17 protein-coding genes are annotated in these 18,389 nt (G+C 63.6%); 4 read left to right on the plus strand and 13 right to left on the minus strand.

The window, feature by feature from the left end; all coding sequences use genetic code 11:
• Positions 1-4 precede the first annotated feature (4 nt).
• The 5 genes from NCR40_RS08680 to NCR40_RS08700 form a co-directional block, all read right to left on the minus strand.
• Positions 5-670, minus strand: a complete 666-nt coding sequence (locus NCR40_RS08680; protein WP_250509234.1) for a site-2 protease family protein — start codon at positions 668-670, stop codon at positions 5-7.
• 105 nt (positions 671-775) lie between these two features.
• Positions 776-1,405, minus strand: coding sequence for an L-threonylcarbamoyladenylate synthase (locus NCR40_RS08685; protein WP_244825584.1), 630 nt, complete (start codon positions 1,403-1,405; stop codon positions 776-778).
• A 108-nt stretch (positions 1,406-1,513) separates the two neighbouring features.
• Positions 1,514-2,356, minus strand: a complete 843-nt coding sequence (locus tag NCR40_RS08690) for a 3',5'-nucleoside bisphosphate phosphatase (RefSeq protein ID WP_244825586.1) — start codon at positions 2,354-2,356, stop codon at positions 1,514-1,516.
• A gap of 76 nt (positions 2,357-2,432) precedes the next feature.
• Positions 2,433-3,317 (minus strand): alpha/beta fold hydrolase, encoded by an 885-nt coding sequence (locus NCR40_RS08695; RefSeq protein ID WP_250509235.1) that lies wholly within the window; start codon positions 3,315-3,317, stop codon positions 2,433-2,435.
• Between the two features lie 35 nt (positions 3,318-3,352).
• On the minus strand, positions 3,353-4,198 hold the full coding sequence (locus tag NCR40_RS08700; RefSeq protein WP_250509236.1) for a ferritin-like domain-containing protein: 846 nt from the start codon (positions 4,196-4,198) through the stop codon (positions 3,353-3,355).
• Positions 4,199-4,442: 244 nt separating this feature from the next.
• Here NCR40_RS08700 and NCR40_RS08705 point away from each other — a divergent pair, with 244 nt between their 5' ends.
• The 3 genes from NCR40_RS08705 (at position 4,443) to NCR40_RS08715 (ending at position 6,479) form a co-directional block, all read left to right on the plus strand.
• Positions 4,443-4,967: a gamma carbonic anhydrase family protein gene (locus NCR40_RS08705; protein ID WP_244825592.1), complete on the plus strand. Its 525-nt coding sequence runs from the start codon at positions 4,443-4,445 to the stop codon at positions 4,965-4,967.
• A gap of 57 nt (positions 4,968-5,024) precedes the next feature.
• Positions 5,025-5,978 carry an Hsp33 family molecular chaperone HslO gene (hslO, locus tag NCR40_RS08710; RefSeq protein ID WP_244825594.1) on the plus strand — a complete coding sequence of 318 codons (954 nt, stop codon included), beginning with the start codon at positions 5,025-5,027 and terminating at the stop codon, positions 5,976-5,978.
• A gap of 144 nt (positions 5,979-6,122) precedes the next feature.
• Complete coding sequence (locus tag NCR40_RS08715) at positions 6,123-6,479, plus strand: hypothetical protein (protein WP_250509237.1); 357 nt, start codon at positions 6,123-6,125, stop codon at positions 6,477-6,479.
• Positions 6,480-6,576: 97 nt separating this feature from the next.
• Here NCR40_RS08715 and ftsB read toward each other — a convergent pair whose 3' ends face one another.
• The 8 genes from ftsB to NCR40_RS08755 all read right to left on the minus strand — a co-directional run bounded on the left by ftsB (position 6,577) and on the right by NCR40_RS08755 (position 17,042).
• Positions 6,577-7,041 carry a cell division protein FtsB gene (ftsB, locus tag NCR40_RS08720; RefSeq protein WP_250509238.1) on the minus strand — a complete coding sequence of 155 codons (465 nt, stop codon included), beginning with the start codon at positions 7,039-7,041 and terminating at the stop codon, positions 6,577-6,579.
• A gap of 108 nt (positions 7,042-7,149) precedes the next feature.
• Positions 7,150-8,433 carry a phosphopyruvate hydratase gene (gene eno / locus NCR40_RS08725; protein ID WP_244825600.1) on the minus strand — a complete coding sequence of 428 codons (1,284 nt, stop codon included), beginning with the start codon at positions 8,431-8,433 and terminating at the stop codon, positions 7,150-7,152.
• A gap of 367 nt (positions 8,434-8,800) precedes the next feature.
• Entirely contained in the window at positions 8,801-9,655 is an 855-nt protein-coding gene (kdsA, locus tag NCR40_RS08730) for a 3-deoxy-8-phosphooctulonate synthase (RefSeq protein ID WP_244825602.1), read from the minus strand.
• Positions 9,652-11,346: a CTP synthase gene (gene pyrG, locus NCR40_RS08735; RefSeq protein WP_250509239.1), complete on the minus strand. Its 1,695-nt coding sequence runs from the start codon at positions 11,344-11,346 to the stop codon at positions 9,652-9,654. Before pyrG ends, kdsA begins: the two co-directional genes overlap by 4 nt.
• Before the next feature lie 219 nt (positions 11,347-11,565).
• Entirely contained in the window at positions 11,566-14,187 is a 2,622-nt protein-coding gene (locus NCR40_RS08740) for a DNA internalization-related competence protein ComEC/Rec2 (RefSeq protein ID WP_250509240.1), read from the minus strand.
• 86 nt (positions 14,188-14,273) lie between these two features.
• A complete protein-coding gene (locus tag NCR40_RS08745) occupies positions 14,274-15,062 on the minus strand; it encodes a TatD family hydrolase (RefSeq protein ID WP_250465187.1) in 789 nt (262 codons plus the stop codon).
• Between the two features lie 23 nt (positions 15,063-15,085).
• Positions 15,086-15,796, minus strand: coding sequence for a lipoprotein-releasing ABC transporter ATP-binding protein LolD (lolD, locus tag NCR40_RS08750; RefSeq protein WP_244825608.1), 711 nt, complete (start codon positions 15,794-15,796; stop codon positions 15,086-15,088).
• Positions 15,789-17,042 (minus strand): lipoprotein-releasing ABC transporter permease subunit, encoded by a 1,254-nt coding sequence (locus tag NCR40_RS08755; RefSeq protein ID WP_244825609.1) that lies wholly within the window; start codon positions 17,040-17,042, stop codon positions 15,789-15,791. Before NCR40_RS08755 ends, lolD begins: the two co-directional genes overlap by 8 nt.
• Before the next feature lie 248 nt (positions 17,043-17,290).
• Here NCR40_RS08755 and NCR40_RS08760 point away from each other — a divergent pair, with 248 nt between their 5' ends.
• Positions 17,291-18,379 (plus strand): regulator, encoded by a 1,089-nt coding sequence (locus tag NCR40_RS08760; RefSeq protein ID WP_244825610.1) that lies wholly within the window; start codon positions 17,291-17,293, stop codon positions 18,377-18,379.
• Positions 18,380-18,389: the final 10 nt, after the last annotated feature.

An 18,389-nucleotide genomic window follows, 5' to 3' on the forward strand; every position in this document is an offset into this window, starting at 1 on the left:
GGTTTTATGGGAATAGTGAAGCGAAGGGATTCAGTATGGCCGATACCGCCGCGTAACCGACGCCGACGAGCGGACTCAGCCAGTAGCGTGTGAGCACGCCCGTCACGACCAGCGCCATCACGATGAAGAAACCGTAAGGTTCGAGCTTCGAAAACGCGATCGACGCGCGTACCGGCAATAGCGCCATGAGCACGCGGCCGCCATCGAGCGGCGGCAGCGGAAAGAGATTGAGCACGCCGAGCACGAGATTCACGCCGACGCCAGCGGCCGCCATGCGCGTGAAGAACGGTTCGTCGAGATTGAAAGCCGCGAGCAGCACCGCGATCACGCCCCACAGGAGCGCCTGCACGAAGTTGCTACCGGGACCCGCCGCTGCGACCCAGAGGCTGCCCCAGCGCGGATTGCGCAGATTGCCGAAGGCCACCGGCACCGGTTTCGCGTAGCCGAACATGAACGCGCCGCTCGTCACGAAATACAGCACGATGGGAATCACGATAGTGCCGATGGGATCGATATGCCGCATCGGATTCATCGAGACACGGCCGAGCACGTAGGCCGTGTTGTCGCCGAGCAGACGCGCGGCGTAGCCATGCGCGGCCTCGTGCAGGGTGATCGCGAAGATCACCGGGAGCGCGTAGACCGCGATGGTTTGTATCAGGGAAGCATCCATAGGGCGGTATTGTATCAAGCAGGCAGGCGAGAGCAGACGAAGGCGGCGCGATGCCAAGCGCCGCGCCGGCGGTTTGTGCAGGATTTAAGCGCGTGGACGAAAAACTTACGCGGCGAGACCGAACGGTTCCAGACTACCGCGTCCCGCGCGCACGAGCACGGGTTCGCCGCCGGAAAGATCGATGACCGTCGAGGGTTCGGCCGGGCAAGCGCCTGCATCGATCACGAGTTCGATCTGCTTTTCGAGCCGTTCGCGGATCTCCTCCGCGTCGTTGAGCGGTTCCGTGTCGGGCGGCAGGATCAGCGTGGAGCCGAGTAACGGCTGCCCCAACGCTTCGAGCAGCGCCAGCGTGATGGCGTGATCCGGCACGCGCAGCCCGATTGTCTTGCGCGACGGATGCGACAGCCTGCGCGGCACTTCCTTGGTCGCCTGCAGCACGAACACATAAGGGCCCGGCGTCACGGACTTGATGAGCCGGTACTGCGTGTTGTCGACCATCGCGAAATTCGACAGCTCCGAGAGATCGCGCACGAGCAGCGACAGCAACTGCTTGTCGTCGATCCCACGAATCCGGCGCAGACGCTCGACCGCCGTCTTGTCGTCGAGATGGCAGGCAAGCGCGTAGCTCGAATCGGTCGGCAGCGCGACAATCCCGCCATCGCGAATGATCTGCACGGCCTGATTGATGAGCCGCGGCTGCGGATTGTCGGGGTGAATCCGAAAGAATTGAGACATGACGATGCCTTCTTGTTCGCTCGTACCCGCAACGCCACGCGAGCGCCCAGGCGTGCCGCGCGTGCGGAAAATTCAGATGACGCAGGGAGCACGGGCCGTGCGGACGCCTTACAGCCAACGCTCCCAAACCGGCGTGAGATCGTCCGGCAACGGCGGCAACTGACCGAGATCGACGCGCCCTTCCCCCGCGCCGTGGAAGTCGGAACCGCGCGAGGCTTCGAAGCCGTAACGACGCGCGACATCCGCATATTCGCGATACTGATCCGGCGTGTGGCTGCCGGTGACAACCTCGATGGCGCGGCCGCCGAGCTGGATGAATTCGTCGAAGAGCGCGGCGAATTCGAGCGGGCTGTAATCGTAACGCCCCGGATGCGCGATGATCGGCTCGCCGCCCGCGTTGCGAATCCATTTCACCGTGTCGGCGAGTTTCGCCCAGCAGTGGCCGACGTAACCCGGCTTGCCCTCGCCGAGATAGCGCGCGAACACGTCGGACGTGGTCTTGGCGTAGCCTTCTTCCACCAGGAAGCGCGCGAAATGTACGCGCGAAATCATGTCGGGGTCCTCGGCATGGCGCAGCGCGCCTTCGTGCGCGTTCGGAATACCGACTGCCGCCAACGCTTCGCCGATAGCCACGCCGCGCGCCGCGCGGCCGTTACGCGTGGCTTCGAGCCCACGCTGCAGTTCCGCGTTTTCCGGATCGACATTCATGCCGACGATGTGAACCGTGCGCCCCGCCCACGTCACCGAAATCTCGACGCCCGGCAAATAGCCCATGCCGAGCGCCTCGGCCGTCTCGCGCGCTTCGCGCTGGCCGCCGAGCTGATCGTGATCGGTGAGCGACCATAATCCGACGCCGCCGGCGTGCGCGCGCGCCGCGACCTGCGCAGGCGCGTACTGGCCGTCGGAGACGGTGGAATGGCAGTGCAAATCGGCGTTGATCGTCGGCTTCATGATTTTTAACATTTTACTGTAACGGCATGACGTGCTGGTGATGCCGTTGCGCCCGGCCGCGCGTCAGCGTGCACATTCACGCGCAGAACGCTTCGATGAGCGCGGCGACTCGCTCGGGTTGATCGTGATGAACCATATGCCCCGCTTCATCGATGATTTCCTCGCGCCAGTCGGCAAACGCCTCGAAGCGCGTCTTGAACTCGGCAACCGGCATTTTTCCGGCAAAACCCGCAAGTGTGGGCGAATCCTTCGCCTCGACGTGCAGCACGGGCGCCTGAACACGCTTCCAGACCGCCGACACCTCATCGAGCCGATACAACGTAGGACCACGCAGCTTGTGTGCCGGGTCGGCGAGCAAATGAAATTGCCCGTCGGCTTCCTGCCGTGACCAGTGCTGCGCGAGAAAGCGCGCGCGTGCAGGCGCCAAGCGCGGATTGGTGCGGATCAGCCGATCGGCGACTTCATCGAGCGTCGCATAGCTGCGCAGTTGTGGCGGCGCGCGCAGGTCGTCGAGCCATGTAGCGATACGTCCGGGCGCCTGCGCCGGATGCGCCGCGGGCAGCCCAAAGCCTTCGAGATCGACGACGCGGCGTACCCGCTCCGGCCGCACGCCCGCATAGAGCAGCGCGAAGTTCGCGCCCATGCTGTGGCCGATCAGGTTCACTTTGCCGACGGGATCGAAATGGTCGATGAGCGCTTCGAGGTCCGCGAGATAGTCCGGAAAATAGTAATGGCCGCCGCCCTTCTCGGCCACCGGCCAGTCCGACAGCCCGAAGCCGCGTGCGTCGGGCGCGAGCACTTGCCAGTGGCCCTTGAGCGCATCGACGACGAACTGGAACGATGCCGCGACGTCCATCCAGCCGTGCAGCATGAAAAGCATGGGCGCGTCGGGCGAGCCCCAGCGGCGCACGTGCAGACGCACGCCGCGCGCATCGACGAATTCGGAGCGCGATTCTTTCATGGTCGGTGTCGCATTCGAAAAAGATGATCGTTCGATTATAGCGACGGGTTCTCGTCCAGCCCGGCGAGCGCGCGCAGTTCGGCCTCGTCGAAGCCCGCGTCGCGACGCGCCTCGAAGTTGAACGGGCCACGCAATTTCGGCGCGTGATACTGCTTCGCAAGACGCTCGTAAGTGGGATGCGGTTCGAGACTCGCCGCGTCGCAGAGAAAACGGAACCAGTGGTTGCCAATCAGCACATGACCGATTTCATCGCGCAGGATTACATCGAGAATCGCTGCCGACGCTTCGTCGCCCGCCTGCGCGAGACGCTTGCGAATGGGCGGCGAGGCATCGAGACCGCGCGCTTCGAGCGTGCGCGGCACGAGCGCCATGCGCGCCAGCACGTCGGCGCGGGTGCGCTCGGCCATTTCCCACAAGCCGTCGTGAGCGGGAAAATCGCCGTAGACGTGGCCGAATTGCGCCAAACGCGCGGTTAGCAGCGAGAAGTGATGCGCCTCCTCCGCCGCGACCTTCAGCCAGTCGATGTAGAACGCCGTGGGCATCGAAGGAAAGCGCCACACGGCATCGAGCGCCAGATTGATCGCGTTGAATTCGATGTGCGCAAGTGCGTGCAGCAGCACCGCGCGCCCCGCGTCGGATTGCATGCTGCGGCGCTTGAGCGATGACGGCTCGACGAGTTCCGGCGCCTTGGGACGGCCGGGCAAGTCGTCCGGTTCGTCGAGCGCGACTTCCGGGTCGATGCGCGCCGCACCGCTCAGCACGCGCTCGTACAGCGTGCGGGCGTCGCGCGCTTTCGTCACCGGATCGCGCTCGCGGAGAATGGCGAGCGCCGCGCGGCGCATGCAGGCATCGTCGGTGAAGGAAGTCGGAACGTTTTGCATGATGCTCGGTTAAGCGAAAGACGCCAGGAAGCGAATGCGGCCGGCGCGAAGGACGTTTCGGCGCAACCGGCTAAAATGGTAATCCCGGCGCACGCACGACACGCCGAAAGCAATAATCCGCGCGGCCAACCAATTGGACAAGGCGCGGAACGACATACGACAAAGGCGCGCATTGTAGCCCTCGCGCGGCCCGACACGGCAACGAGCGCATCCCACCCTTCGAAGACAACGCCCAGGAGACACAGTGGCCATCTACAAACTCGGCGACGACGCCCCCACCATCCACGAAAGCGTCTTTCTCGCGGACACCGCGACGATCATCGGTCAGGTGACGCTCGAGGAAAATGCCAGCGTGTGGTTCGGCGCGACGCTGCGCGGCGACAACGAACCGATCGTCGTCGGTCACGGCAGCAACGTGCAGGAAGGCGCGGTGCTGCACGCGGACCCGGGCTTTCCTCTGACGATCGAAAACGACGTGACCGTCGGACATCAGGCCATGCTGCACGGTTGCACCGTAAAGGAAGGCTCGCTGATCGGAATTCAGGCGGTGGTCTTGAATGGTGCGGTAATCGGCCGCAACTGTCTGGTTGGCGCGGGCGCCATCGTCACCGAAGGCAAGGTTTTTCCGGATAACACGCTGATTCTCGGCGCACCCGCCAAAGCGGTGCGGGAAATCGGCGAAGCGGATATCGCCCGCATGCGCGGAGCCACGGCGAGCTACGCGGACCGGCGCGAATTCTACAAGGCGCAGCTCGTGCGCATCGGTTGAGCGGCTCATCCGCTTATCGAAGACGGCGCGTCTCGCCTTATCACCCAAGGAAGAGTTGTGAACGACCAGTTGCAAAAATTCATGTTCAATGCGGCGCCCGTGCGCGGCGAGATCGTCTCGCTGCGCAATACGTGGCAAGAAGTGCTTGCGCGCCGTTCTTATCCGCAGGCTGTGCGCAATGTGCTCGGCGAGATGATGGCCGCGTGCGCGCTTCTGTCGGCGAACCTCAAGTTCGACGGCACGCTCATCATGCAGATATATGGCGACGGCCCCGTGAAAATGCTGGTCGTGCAGTGCAATTCGAATCTGTCGCTGCGCGCCACGGCCAAGCTTTCCGATGACGCGAACGAACAGCAGCTCGACGGCGACATGTCGCTTGCCGATTTGCTCAACCGCAATGGCCAGGGGCGCTGCGTCATCACGCTCGACCCGAACGACAAGAGGCCAGGACAGCAGCCGTATCAGGGCATCGTGCCGTTGTCGGGCGAGCACGGGCCGCTCACGTCGATGTCGGAAGTGCTCGAACACTACATGCATCACTCCGAGCAGCTGGACACGCGTATCTGGCTCGCGGCCAACACCGACCGCGCCGTCGGCGTGCTGCTGCAGAAGCTGCCGGGCGATGGCGGAATCGTGCCGCATCCGGGCGAACACGACGCCGATACTTGGCAGCGCGTGTGTCATCTCGGCAGCACGCTTTCCGCCGAGGAATTGCTGAAGGAAGAGCCCGAGACGGTGTTCCGGCGACTTTTCTGGCAAGAGAACGTGCAGCACTTCGAGCCTGCGCCCGCGCGCTTCCAGTGCAGCTGCTCGCGCGAAAAGGTCGGCGGCATGCTGAAGATGCTCGGCCGCGAAGAGGTGGACAGCGTCATCAAGGAGCGCGGCAGCGTCGAGGTTCACTGCGAGTTCTGCAATCAACGCTACGAGTTCGACCCGGTGGACGTTGCGCAACTTTTTGTCGCAAAAGAGCTCTCACAAGGGGTGAGCCCGGCGCCCGGTCAGCGGCACTGAGCCTTGCGGCGCCTGGGTTTGCGCGGGATTGGCGAGGGCATCTGCCAATCCGGCGCGGCTTTTGCATCGGTTGATGCATCAAGCTTGCCGCACGGTATGATTTTCACCCCGCAGAACTCAGTACCGGCCCGCTGGAGGTCGCAAATGAAAACCGCAACGCTCAACTGGAAACTTTCGTCGTGCCTCTTGGGCTTGGCGCTCGTCGCTGGCTGCACGATGGACCCGCCCGGCCCTTCGCCAATCTACAGCCGCTTGCCCAACACGCCGCTGCCCCCGCAAGAGACGCTCACGCCCGAGCAGCGGATGGCGCGCTATAACGCCATCGACAAACAGGCGCTGAACGAATCGCAGAAGGCTGCGAGCATCGGCAACGACGCCAAGATGATGTCCAATTACTACACGCCGCCCGTCACGGTCTACGGCGGCTATTCCAGCGGCGGCTGGGGTGGCGGTCCTTACTGGGGCTCGGGAATAGGCATCGGCACCGGCTATTCCTGGTAACGGCGAATCCCGCGCAAACCAGGCGCACATGAAAAATGGCGCGGTCGAAATATCGACTGCGCCATTTTTTATTTTGCCGAGAAAAACGAAAAGCCGCTCAGTTAGCCGCGCCCTGCTTCTTCTTCGCTTCGGCGGCCTTTTCCTTCTGCAATTTCTTGTCCGCGTCGCGCATTTCCTGCTTCGAGCGCGAAACCGGATTCGGCACCACGCGCAACGGCGCTGCCGAAACTTGCCCACGCGTCGAACCGTTCATGCCGGGCACGTTTGCCGAGTTGACAGGCGCGTTGGAGTTCGGCGCGACGAATTGCACGAACACCTCGCTGTCCTTCACCATGCCCATCTCATAGCGCGCGCGCTCTTCGACAGCCGCGGTGCCGCTTTGCAGATCCTGCACTTCACCCTGAACGCGCTCGTTGCGCAGCTTCAGATTCGTGTTCTTGTCGCTTTGCTGCGCGAGCTGCTGCTGCAATTCATGCACGCGAAGCCAGCCGCCGTGTCCCCACCACAACGGGTATTGGATCAGCGCCAGTAACAAGACCAGAACGACAGTTACGAGCCGCATTCGAGTAGCCGAAATAAGCGCCGCCCGGCAACCTCTATTGACGTCGAGGCCGTGGGCGGCGGGCTGAAAATAAGACTAACGTTCTTATCGACTAAAGCGGCAAAAGCTTTAGCGGAGGTTATAGAACGCCGACTTGCCGGGGTAGCTTGCGATATCGCCGAGGTCTTCCTCGATACGCAGCAACTGGTTGTACTTCGAGATGCGATCGCTGCGCGACAGCGAGCCGGTCTTGATTTGGCCGGCGTTCAGACCGACGGCGATATCCGCGATGGTCGAATCTTCCGTCTCGCCCGAACGGTGCGAGATGACCGCCGTGTACGACGCGCGCTTCGCCATTTCGATCGCCGCGAAGGTTTCGGTGAGCGTGCCGATCTGGTTGATCTTGATGAGGATCGAGTTGGCGATACCCTTGTCGATGCCTTCCTTCAGGATGCGCGTGTTGGTGACGAAGAGGTCGTCGCCGACGAGCTGAATCTTCTTGCCAAGGCGATCGGTCAGCGTCTTCCAGCCGTCCCAGTCGCTTTCGTGCATGCCGTCTTCAATGGAGACGATCGGAAACTTGTCGGCGAGCGTCGCCAGATAGTCCGAAAATTCGCCGGACGACAGTTGCAGACCTTCGCCGGCCAACTGGTATTTGCCGTCGTGGTAGAACTCACTTGCCGCGCAGTCGAGCGCGAGCAGCACGTCTTCACCGGCGCGATACCCCGCTTTCTCGATAGCCTGCAGGACGGTCGAGAGACACTCGTCGTTGCTGCCGAAGTTCGGCGCGAAGCCGCCTTCGTCGCCCACTGCCGTGCTCATGCCGCGATCGGCCAGAATCTTCTTCAACGCGTGGAACACTTCGGCGCCGCAACGCAGGGCTTCGCGAAAGGTCGGCTGGCTTACCGGCACGATCATGAATTCCTGGATGTCCAGGCTGTTGTTCGCGTGCGCGCCGCCGTTGACGATGTTCATCATCGGCACCGGCAGTTGCATGGCGCCCGAGCCGCCGAAGTAGCGATACAGCGGCAGTCCCGCTTCCTCGGCTGCGGCCTTCGCAACCGCCATGGAAACGGCGAGCATTGCGTTCGCGCCGAGTCGCGACTTGTTTTCGGTGCCGTCGAGTTCGAGCAGCGTCTTGTCGAGGAATGCCTGCTCCGAGGCGTCGAGACCCATGATGGCTTCGGAGATCTCGGTGTTGATGTGTTCGACTGCCTTCAGGACGCCCTTGCCGCCATAGCGGCCGGCTTCGCCGTCGCGTAGTTCGATGGCTTCGCGCGAGCCCGTCGATGCACCCGACGGCACCGCTGCGCGGCCCATCGTGCCCGACTCGAGCAATACGTCGCATTCGACGGTCGGATTGCCTCGCGAATCGAGAATCTCGCGGCCGATGATATCTACGATAGCACTCATGGTTTCCTCAAATTGACGATGAATTCTGTCAGTCACAGCGATGCTTCGCGCGTCCAGGTTCGCGCGCGACGGCTTCGCTTGAGACACCTTCCACGGCCATCAGGTTCATTCCGTGGCGCTTGCCCGCGTGTTGCCGCGCGAGCCTGGCGCCAGCGACGATCGAACCGTCTGGCACTGTCGAAATCGATGGTCCGCACATGAAACCGGCTGCATGCGTTTTGCTGCGGCCGCGGCGCGTTTGACAAGCCCTCGTGCCGCCAGGCCTTGCACGCCCATCTCCTCTTATGTTGTCACTCCGCGTGACTATTTTTAAGACACGGACGCCGTGAAGGCGACGCCCGCTTTCCTGCCTGAAGCGATTTGACGATCAGCTGAAGTCGTTTTCGAGAAAAGGACCGCTCTTGACCGCGCGATCCAGCGCGACGAGCGTTTCGAGCAACGCTTCCATGCGATGCAGCGGCACCGCGTTCGGGCCGTCCGACTTCGCGCACGCGGGATCGGGATGCGTCTCCATGAAAAGCCCGGACACGCCCACGGCCACCGCCGCGCGCGCCAACACCGGCACGAACTCACGCTGGCCGCCCGAACTCGTGCCTTGCCCGCCCGGCAACTGCACCGAATGAGTTGCGTCGAACACGATAGGCGCGTTGGTCTCGCGCATGATGGCGAGCGAGCGCATATCGGACACGAGGTTGTTATAGCCGAACGACACGCCGCGCTCGCACGCCATGAAGCGGTCTTCCGAAAGACCGGCTTCACGCGCCGCGTCACGCGCCTTGTCGATCACGTTCTTCATGTCGTGCGGCGCGAGGAACTGGCCTTTCTTGATGTTGACCGGTTTGCCCGAACGCGCGCACGCATGGATGAAGTCGGTCTGACGGCACAGGAACGCAGGCGTCTGCAGCACGTCCACGACCGATGCCACCGCTTCGATCTCGTGCTCGGCGTGCACGTCCGTCAGGACCGGCAAGCCGAGTTGCTTCTTCACTTCGCCGAGAATACGCAAGCCTTCGTCCATGCCGAGGCCGCGAAACGACTTGCCCGAGCTGCGGTTCGCCTTGTCGTAGGACGACTTGTAGATGAACGGCACGCCAAGCTTGTCGGTGATTTCCTTGAGACGCCCGGCGACGTCGATAGTCATCTGCTCCGACTCCACCACGCAGGTTCCCGCGATCAGGAAGAACGGCTTGTCGAGTCCCGCTTCGAAGTGACACAGCTTCATGCTTGCGCTCCTGCCGTGGCCGCGGTCTGCGTGGTGTTCGCGCCGCCAGCCGTGAGACTATGCGCGCGCGCCGCTTCGACGAATGCCTTGAAGAGCGGATGCCCGTCGCGCGGCGTGGACGTGAATTCCGGGTGGAACTGGACGCCGACGAACCACGGATGCTGTGCTTGCGGCAACTCCATCATTTCGGGCAGATCCTCGCTCGGCGTACGGGCGCTGATGATAAGCCCGCCGGCTTCGAGCTGGGGCACGAAACGGTTATTGACCTCATAACGGTGACGATGACGCTCGTTCACATCCGTGCCGTAAATACGCTCGGCCATCGTACCGGCCTTGATCGGGCACTTTTGTGAACCGAGACGCATGGTGCCGCCGAGATCCGATTCCTCGCTGCGCTTTTCGACGCGGCCCGCACGGTCGTACCACTCGGTGATGAGCGCGACGACAGGATTGGTCGTGTCGGCATTGAACTCGGTGCTGTTGGCGTCGGCGAGACCGGCGACGTCGCGCGCGAACTCGATGACCGCGAGTTGCATGCCGAGACAGATGCCGAGATACGGCGTCTTCGACTCGCGCGCATAGCGGATTGCCTTGATCTTGCCTTCCGTGCCGCGACGCCCGAAACCGCCCGGCACCAGCACGGCGTCGAGATGCTTGAGACCGTCCGCGCCTTCGGCTTCGATCTGCTCGGAGTCGATATATTCGATGTTGACCTTGGTCGACGTATGAATGGCGGCGTGACGCAGCGCTTCGATCAGCGACTTGTACGACTCCGTCAGTTCGACGTACTTGCCCACCATGCCGATGGTCACTTCGTTCTTCGGATGCTCGAGTTTTTCGACGAGATCCGACCACATTTTCAGGTTGGCCGGCGGCGGCGAGAGCTTCAACTCGTTGCAGACGATTTCGTCGAGGCCCTGATCGTTCAGCATCTGCGGAATCTTGTAGATGCTGTCGACGTCCCACACCGAGATGACCGCTTCCTCATGCACGTTCGAGAAGAGCGAGATCTTCTGGCGCTCGTCGTCGGGGATCGGGCGGTCGGCGCGGCAGAGAAGCACGTTCGGATAGATACCGATTTCACGCAGCTTCTGCACGCTGTGCTGCGTGGGCTTGGTCTTCAGCTCGCCCGCGGTGGCGATGAACGGAACCAGCGTGAGGTGGATGAAGCACGCGCTGTTGCGGCCCATGCGCAGGCTCATCTGACGCGCGGCTTCGAGGAACGGCAGCGATTCGATGTCGCCCACCGTGCCGCCCACTTCGACGATTGCCACGTCAGGCTGCCCGCACGTCGCCGCGGCGGCGCCGCGTTCGACGAAAGCCTGAATCTCGTTGGTGATGTGCGGAATGACCTGCACCGTCTTGCCGAGATACTCGCCGCGACGTTCCTTGCGGATCACCGATTCGTAGATTTGGCCCGTGGTGAAGTTGTTGGCCTTGCGCATCTTCGTGCTGATGAAGCGCTCGTAATGGCCGAGGTCGAGATCGGTCTCGGCGCCGTCTTCGGTCACGAACACTTCCCCGTGCTGGAACGGGCTCATCGTGCCGGGGTCGACGTTGATGTAGGGATCGAGCTTGAGGAGGGTGACTTTCAGACCGCGCGATTCGAGGATCGCGGCGAGGGAGGCGGCGGCAATACCCTTGCCAAGGGAAGAAACTACGCCGCCGGTGACGAATACATATTTGGTCATCGCTAGATGCTCGCGGGAAAAACGGATTATACCGTAAAGGCACGCGCCCACCCAGAGGATCGGCGGCGCAAATGCCCTGCATCGGTGCGCGCCTCGGCGATGCTCGCAATGTCTGTCGCGGGCGGTGCGAACGCCCGTTTCAGCACAAACATACGATCATGCGCCGCACCGCGCGATACGTGCATGCGCGCGGACGATGTCCTGAGAACGGCGCCTCGTTCAGCGATTCATCCAGTAGCGCAAGTGAGTCTGCCGGAAGCGTTCGAGCACGATCTCTTGCCCGAAGTCGATCCGCGCCGCGCCGTCTTCATCGCTTCGCGACAGCGCGATCTCGCGCAACTGATAGCGCGCATAAACGGTCGGGTTCGGATGATGAAAACGGTTGAGATAACCCATCTGAAATATCGCGGCGAGCGGCTTCACGGAGTCGAGAAACGGTTCGGTCGATGACGTGCGGCTGCCGTGATGCGGCGCGATCAGCACGTCCGCGTGCAACGCCGCGCGATCTCGCGCAATGAGCGTGCGTTCGTCGCCTGCCTCGATATCGGCGGTGAAAAGCGCGCTGCGGCCTTCCGCGTTCGTCACCTTCATCACGCAACCTTGATGATTCGGCTTGCCGGTAAGCGGCCCGGCATCCGGCCAGAGCATGCTGAAGTCCACGCCGTCCCACGTCCAGTGCTGACCTGCCGCGCAGCGCAGCCTCTCGGCCCCGCGCGCGCGTGCATCCGACCAGAGCAGGTCGCTTGCGGGCAGCGACGCGAGCAGTTGCTCGACCGCGATGCCTTGCAGCACTGCGGGCGCGCCGCCTGCGTGGTCCGAATCGGAGTGACTGATGACGAGCGTATCGAGCGAGCGGATGCCCGCCGCGAGCAGATACGGCGCGACGATACGTTCGCCCGCGTGCGTCGATTCGGGGCCGGGACCGGCATCGAAAACGAGCGTATGACGACGGGTTTCGACGACGAGCGACGAGCCTTGCCCGATGTCGAGCGCGGTCACGCGAAACTCGCCATGCGGCGTCACGTGATTCGCGGATGCGAGAAGCGGCAGCCACGTGAGCGGCGCGGCAAAGCGCAACGGCCAGCCGCGCGGCGCAAGCGCCCACGCGACGCCCACGCATGCGGCGACGAGCGCAAACGCGCCGGGTTGCGGCAAGTGCCAGAGCGGTGAATTCGTCGTGGCCGCGAGGCGGGCGAGCCCATCGATCATGATGCTCAACGATGCATGCGCGAAATGGAGCGCGGGGGCGTCCAACGGCGCGGGAAGGATCAGTCCCGCGAGCGTCGCGGGCGTCACGAGCACGCTGACCCAGGGAATCGCGAACAAGTTGGCCAACGGGCCGATGAGCGGTATCTGCGAGAACCAGTAGATGGTCAGAGGCGCGAGCGCGAGTGTCACGGCGTATTGCACGCGCAGGCTCGACAAGGCGTGACGACGTCCATTCGATGCGGCACGGCGGCAAGCTCCGGTGAGCTTTTGGAAAGCACCGGGGCTTGGGTTGATCACGCGCCGTGCCTCTTCGAGCGGCGTGGTATGTGCCGGGGACGCGATCGGCACACGAGCGCTGTCGTTACTCTCGTCACGCACGAGCGCGGCGGGCTGGCCTCGCGCCGCATTCGCTCGCTGCCGGCCAGCGTCGGGATCCGGCGGCTCCCGCGCCTCCATCTCCCGCGCGATCGTCTCTGCATCTTCCACCACCCTCACCGCTTGCCGCCCCACCGACGCGATGCCATGCAGAATCGCCGCGACCGCGCCGAACGAAAGCCAAAATCCGGGTGACGTCACGGCCCACGGATCGGCAAGCAGCACGAACGCGAGCGCCCAGCAGAACACCAGCGAAGAAGCCGGCCTTCGCCCGCCGATAAATCCGATGCCGAACACGACCAGCATCCACAGCACGCGTTGCGCGGGCACGTTGAAACCGGCGAGCGCCGCATAGCAGGAAGCGAAGATTGCCGCGCCCAAGGCCGCGATTTTCGGCGCGGATACCCACAGCGGCACCGCCATGCCACGCAGCCGCATGCGCTTCCATGCGAAGCCGCACAACCACGCCGCGAGCCCCGCCACGAAGCCGATATGCAGCCCCGAAATCGCAACGAGATGGCTCGTGCCGGTCGCGCGCATGATGGCCCAGTCGCTATCGCTTACCGATGACTGCGCGCCCACCGCCAACGCCACGACGATCCCCCGATGTGGCGCATCCGCGAGCACGGTCTCGATGCGTCCGCGCAGATGCGCACGCATGCGCTCTATCGCGAGCAGCGGCCCGCGCGCATCGACACGCAAACGCCGTGGCGCCCGCACGTTCGACACCGCGCCCGTTGCGCGAATATTGCGTTCGAGCAAAGCGACTTCGCTGTCGCGCAGCCCGAAGTTCGCGTTGCCGTGCGCACGCTTCAAACGCGCGTAAAGCGTCCAGCGCTGACCCGGCACGAGCGTCGGCGGCGCGTTGGCGTGGCCTCGCTCGGCGGGCATCCACAGCAATCTGACGATGCGCGGAAAGTCTCGCAACCCCGCGCCATTCGATTCGACTTCGAACAGAAACCGCACGCCGTCCGTCTGAGCCTCGGGCAGACCGCGCACGAAGCCGGTCAACGCGATATCGCGTTGTTCGTAAGCAACCGGCAGATGCGCCTTCAGTCGCACGTCGGCGCGCAACGTGGCATAGGCGAAACCGAATGCGAACGCGGCCAGGACGAATGCCATACGCCGGCGGGCCCCACTCGCACCGATGCAGCAAAGGCACAACGAAGCGCAGAACCACGCCAACCACGACGGCAATTGCGCCTGCTGTTGTAACCACCAGACGCCCGCCGCGAAACCGAGCAATATCGCGCGCACCTATCCTCACCCACACGTTCGATCGAAGCGAACGCATCCGCATCGGAAAACCAAGTCATCCGAAGCAATGCGAAACCTGCGAACGATTATGCAGAGGCAAGCGCGAGCCGGGGCAATGCGCGATGCGCGTTAGCCGTTGTGCCGATGGCAAGCGCGTTTTCATCGATGCCGCGCAACTCGGCCAGCACCTTCGCGATCCCCGGAACCTGGTCCGGCGAATTGCGCCCCTTGTAACGCCAGGAAGGCGCGATATCGGGCGAATCGGTTTCGAGAACGATGGCTTCGAGCGGCAAGTCGCTGGCCAGACGGCGGATCTGTCGCGCGCGCTCGAACGTCAGATTGCCGCCGAAACCGAGATGCATGCCTTGCGCGATGAACGCCTCGGCCTGCTGAAAACTGCCGTTGAACGCATGCGCGATTCCGCATCGGATGGCATGCACGCGCAAGCCCTTCAGCACCTTGTCCTGCGACTTGCGTACATGGCAGATCACCGCGAGATCGAACTCGCGCGCGAGCTTGAGTTGCTCGTTGTAGAAGAACTGTTGGCGCGCGTCGTCGAGCGTGGGCACGAAGTAATCCAGCCCGATTTCGCCGATGCCGACGAACAACGGATCGTCGAGACTCGCCTCGATCTTCTCGCGCAGAACGCGCAAATCGTCCTCCCGCGCGCCCGGCGTGAAAAGCGGATGGATGCCGAGCGCGTACGCCCCGCCCGCGATGCCATGCGCCAGATCGCGCACGGTGTCGAAGTTGCCGCGATCCACACCCGGAATCACGATACGCGACACGCCCGCGCCGAGCGCGGCATCCGCGACGGCGGCGCGGTCCGCGTCGAACTCCGAGGCATCGAGATGGCAGTGCGTATCGATCCACATGGTGTCCTCCGCGGCGCGCGTGATTAAACCGGCACGGACGGCTCTTCGTGCAGCACGCCGTCGCGCAGGCGCATGATGCGGTCGCATCGCGCGGCCAGATCGGGGTCGTGCGTGACGATCACGAAGCTCGTCGAAAGCGTCTGCGACAGTTCCAGCATCAGATTGAAGACCGTGTCGGCGGTGCCGCCGTCGAGATTGCCGGTCGGTTCATCGGCGAGCACGCACGCCGGATGCGTGACGAGCGCCCGCGCAATGGCCACGCGCTGGCGCTCGCCGCCCGACAGTTCGCCCGGCCGATGCTTCGCGCGATGCCCGATGCCCACGCGCTCCAGCATGACCATCGCTTCGCGGCGCGCCTCGTCTTCCGGCATGCGGCGAATGCGCAGCGGCATCGCCACGTTATCGAGCGCGGTGAATTCCGGCAGCAGATGATGGAACTGATACACGAAGCCAAGCGCGCGATTGCGCAACTCGTTGCGCTCCTTTTCCTTCAACTGCGTGAACGGCTTGCCGAGCAGCGAGACCTTGCCCGCGCTCGGTTCGTCGAGGCCGCCGAGCACATGCAGCAAGGTGCTCTTGCCCGATCCCGACGCGCCCACGATGGCGAGCTTCTCGCCGCGCCGCACTTCCAGTTGCGCGTTGTCGAGCACCTGCACGTTGAAGCCGCCCTGCACGAAAGTCTTCGAGATGGAAGACGCGTGCAACACGATATCGTTCTGGTTCAAGTCACTCATAGCGCAGCGCCTCCGCCGGACGAACCTTGGAACCGCGCCAGCTCGGATACAGCGTAGCCAGCGACGACAACAGGAACGCGATGACGCCGATCTTCATGACATCGCCCGGGACGAGTTCGGACGGCAGTTCGCTGATGAAATAAACCGAAGGCGGCAGAAACTGCACGTTGAAGAGATGCTCGATCATCGGCACGAGCCACGGAATGCTCCATGCGACGAGACATCCGAACGTCACGCCGAGCGCCGTACCGATGAAGCCGATCGTCACGCCCTGCACCACAAAGATCTTCATGATCGATCCTGGCTGCGCGCCGAGCGTGCGCAGGATGGCGATATCGGCTTGCTTGTCGGTGACGGTCATCACGAGCGACGAGACCAGATTGAACGCCGCCACCGCGATGATCAGCGTGAGGATGATGAACATCATCCGCTTTTCGATCTGCACGGCGGAGAACCACGTCTTGTTCTGCTGCGTCCAGTCGCGAATATACAAGTCGCCCGAGAGCGTGTGCGCGAGTTGCCGCGCGACTTCGGGCGCGCGCTGCATGTCCTTCAGCCGCAGCCGCACGCCGGTTGGCGCAGGCAGGCGGAATAGCGCCTCGGCATCGCGAATGGAGATGAGCGCGAGCGTCGAATCGTATTCGTAGTGGCCCGACTCGAAGATGCCGACCACCGTGAATTGCTTGAGTCGAGGCATCATGCCGGCCGGCGTGATCGTGCCTTCGGGCGCGACGAGCGTGATCTTGTCGCCGGTCATCACGCCGAGATTGGTCGCGAGATCGCGTCCGAGCACGATGCCGAATTCGCCCGGCCTCAAGTCCGCGAGCGCGCCCGAGCGCATTTCCTTGCCGATGTCCGACACTTCCGGTTCCAGCGACGGCTCCACGCCACGCAACGCCACGCCGCTCACCGCGCCTTGACGCGTGAGCAGCGCCTGGGCTTCGACATAGGGCGCCGCGCCGAGCACTTCCGGATTGCGGCGCGCTTCCTGCGCGGTCACTTGCCAGTTGGGCATGGAACCGGTCGGCGAGAAGATCTCCACGTGCGCGAGCACGGAGAGCATGCGGTCGCGCACCTCTTTCTGGAAGCCGTTCATGACCGAGAGCACGACGATCAGCGCGGCGACACCGAGCGCGATGCCCGCCATCGACACGAGCGCGATGAAGGAGATGAAGCCGTTGCCTGTGGTGCGTTTGCTGGCGCGCGTGTAGCGCCAGCCTATCTGCCATTCATACGGGAGTTTCAAGCGAATCCTTTCTTCTACGGTTGCTGCGTTGCCGTCGTTGCTTGCGGCTTCGGTTTTGCGCTTCTCTCTTGATTACGCACATGCGCGACTAGCGGATGCAGCGCGACGCGAGCGCGAAATTGGCGAAAGTTTGCCATATTAGGACAATTCAAAGGCGCGGCGCAGGTCCGATCGATGTCCGGCGACGAAGAAATCGCTTCTTCCAGGGCGATGGCGAGCACCGATGCCGCGTGCGCCTTTGCCCTACAATGCCGACCATCATGCCCGTTTCCGACCTCCATCTTCTGCTCCCCTTCGCGCTGCCTGCCGCAGCAGACGCCGCCACCGCGCTACACGGGCTGCAAAGCGCGGCGCTCGACAAACTCCTCGCGCGCGCGACGCTGGAAGAACGGGTGATCGGCGAAGACTTTCAGCGCACGCTGCCGCACGAGCGCTGGATTGCGCAACGTTTCGATGCCGCCGCGCCAAACTCCGACGAAGCGCCGCTCGCACCCTACATGCTCCTCGCCGATGGCGGCACGCCCGGCGATGCGCTCTGGGCCTGTATCGAGCCGGTTCACGTGCGTATCGCGCACGACCATCTCGTGCTCATCGATCCGGCCACGCTCGGCGTGCGCACGGAAGAAGCCCGCACGCTCTTCGATACGGCGCGACCCGTGATCGAAGACCTCGGCATCACGCTGCAAGCGCCCACGCCGTTGCGCTGGTATGTGTCGGGCGGCGCGCTGGGCGCGCTCGCGGGCGCGTCGCCGTTGCGCGCGACGGGACGCAACATCGAAATCTGGTTGCCGCACGAAGCCCGCACGGGCGAACGTTCGCGCGCGTGGATGAAGTTGCAGAACGAAATCCAGATGGCGTGGTTCGAACATCCGGTCAACGAAGAACGCGAGTCGCGCGGCCTGCCTGCGATCAACTCCATCTGGCTGCACGGACAAGGCACGCTGCGTCCGGTCAAGAGCCCGTTCGCCCGCATCATGTCCGACGCCGCCGCCACACGCGGTCTCGCGCTCGCCTCGAACATCGCGCCCGAAGCGCCAGCCGACTCTTTCGCCGCGCTCGCCAACGGGCGAGAAGCGCAAGAAGGCACGACGCTCGTCGAACTCGATCCGTTCTCGGCGCCGTTCATCGAACAGGACTGGGCGCGCTGGAACGACTCGTTGCAGGCGCTCGAAACCGCGTGGTTCGCGCCCGCGCTCGACGCGCTCGCGAACGGCACGCTCAAGAAACTCGGTATCACGCTCTGCGGCGATACAGGCTCGGTGACGCTCGGCGTCACGCGCTCGGACTTGCGCAAGTTCTGGCGACGCCGGCCGATCGCGGCGCTTTTCATCGAATAGGTCACTGACA

This window comes from Caballeronia sp. GACF4, from assembly GCF_023631025.1.
In the GTDB taxonomy this organism is placed as follows: Bacteria; Pseudomonadota; Gammaproteobacteria; order Burkholderiales; family Burkholderiaceae; genus Caballeronia.

Coding starts and splice junctions, on each gene's coding strand:
- NCR40_RS08680 (WP_250509234.1), bottom strand. CDS start 670: ATGGATGCTTCCCTGATACAAACCATCGCGGTCTACGCGCTCCCGGTG.
- NCR40_RS08685 (WP_244825584.1), bottom strand. CDS start 1,405: ATGTCTCAATTCTTTCGGATTCACCCCGACAATCCGCAGCCGCGGCTC.
- NCR40_RS08690 (WP_244825586.1), bottom strand. CDS start 2,356: ATGAAGCCGACGATCAACGCCGATTTGCACTGCCATTCCACCGTCTCC.
- NCR40_RS08695 (WP_250509235.1), bottom strand. CDS start 3,317: ATGAAAGAATCGCGCTCCGAATTCGTCGATGCGCGCGGCGTGCGTCTG.
- NCR40_RS08700 (WP_250509236.1), bottom strand. CDS start 4,198: ATGCAAAACGTTCCGACTTCCTTCACCGACGATGCCTGCATGCGCCGC.
- NCR40_RS08715 (WP_250509237.1), top strand. CDS start 6,123: ATGAAAACCGCAACGCTCAACTGGAAACTTTCGTCGTGCCTCTTGGGC.
- ftsB (WP_250509238.1), bottom strand. CDS start 7,041: ATGCGGCTCGTAACTGTCGTTCTGGTCTTGTTACTGGCGCTGATCCAA.
- eno (WP_244825600.1), bottom strand. CDS start 8,433: ATGAGTGCTATCGTAGATATCATCGGCCGCGAGATTCTCGATTCGCGA.
- kdsA (WP_244825602.1), bottom strand. CDS start 9,655: ATGAAGCTGTGTCACTTCGAAGCGGGACTCGACAAGCCGTTCTTCCTG.
- pyrG (WP_250509239.1), bottom strand. CDS start 11,346: ATGACCAAATATGTATTCGTCACCGGCGGCGTAGTTTCTTCCCTTGGC.
- NCR40_RS08745 (WP_250465187.1), bottom strand. CDS start 15,062: ATGTGGATCGATACGCACTGCCATCTCGATGCCTCGGAGTTCGACGCG.
- lolD (WP_244825608.1), bottom strand. CDS start 15,796: ATGAGTGACTTGAACCAGAACGATATCGTGTTGCACGCGTCTTCCATC.
- NCR40_RS08760 (WP_244825610.1), top strand. CDS start 17,291: ATGCCGACCATCATGCCCGTTTCCGACCTCCATCTTCTGCTCCCCTTC.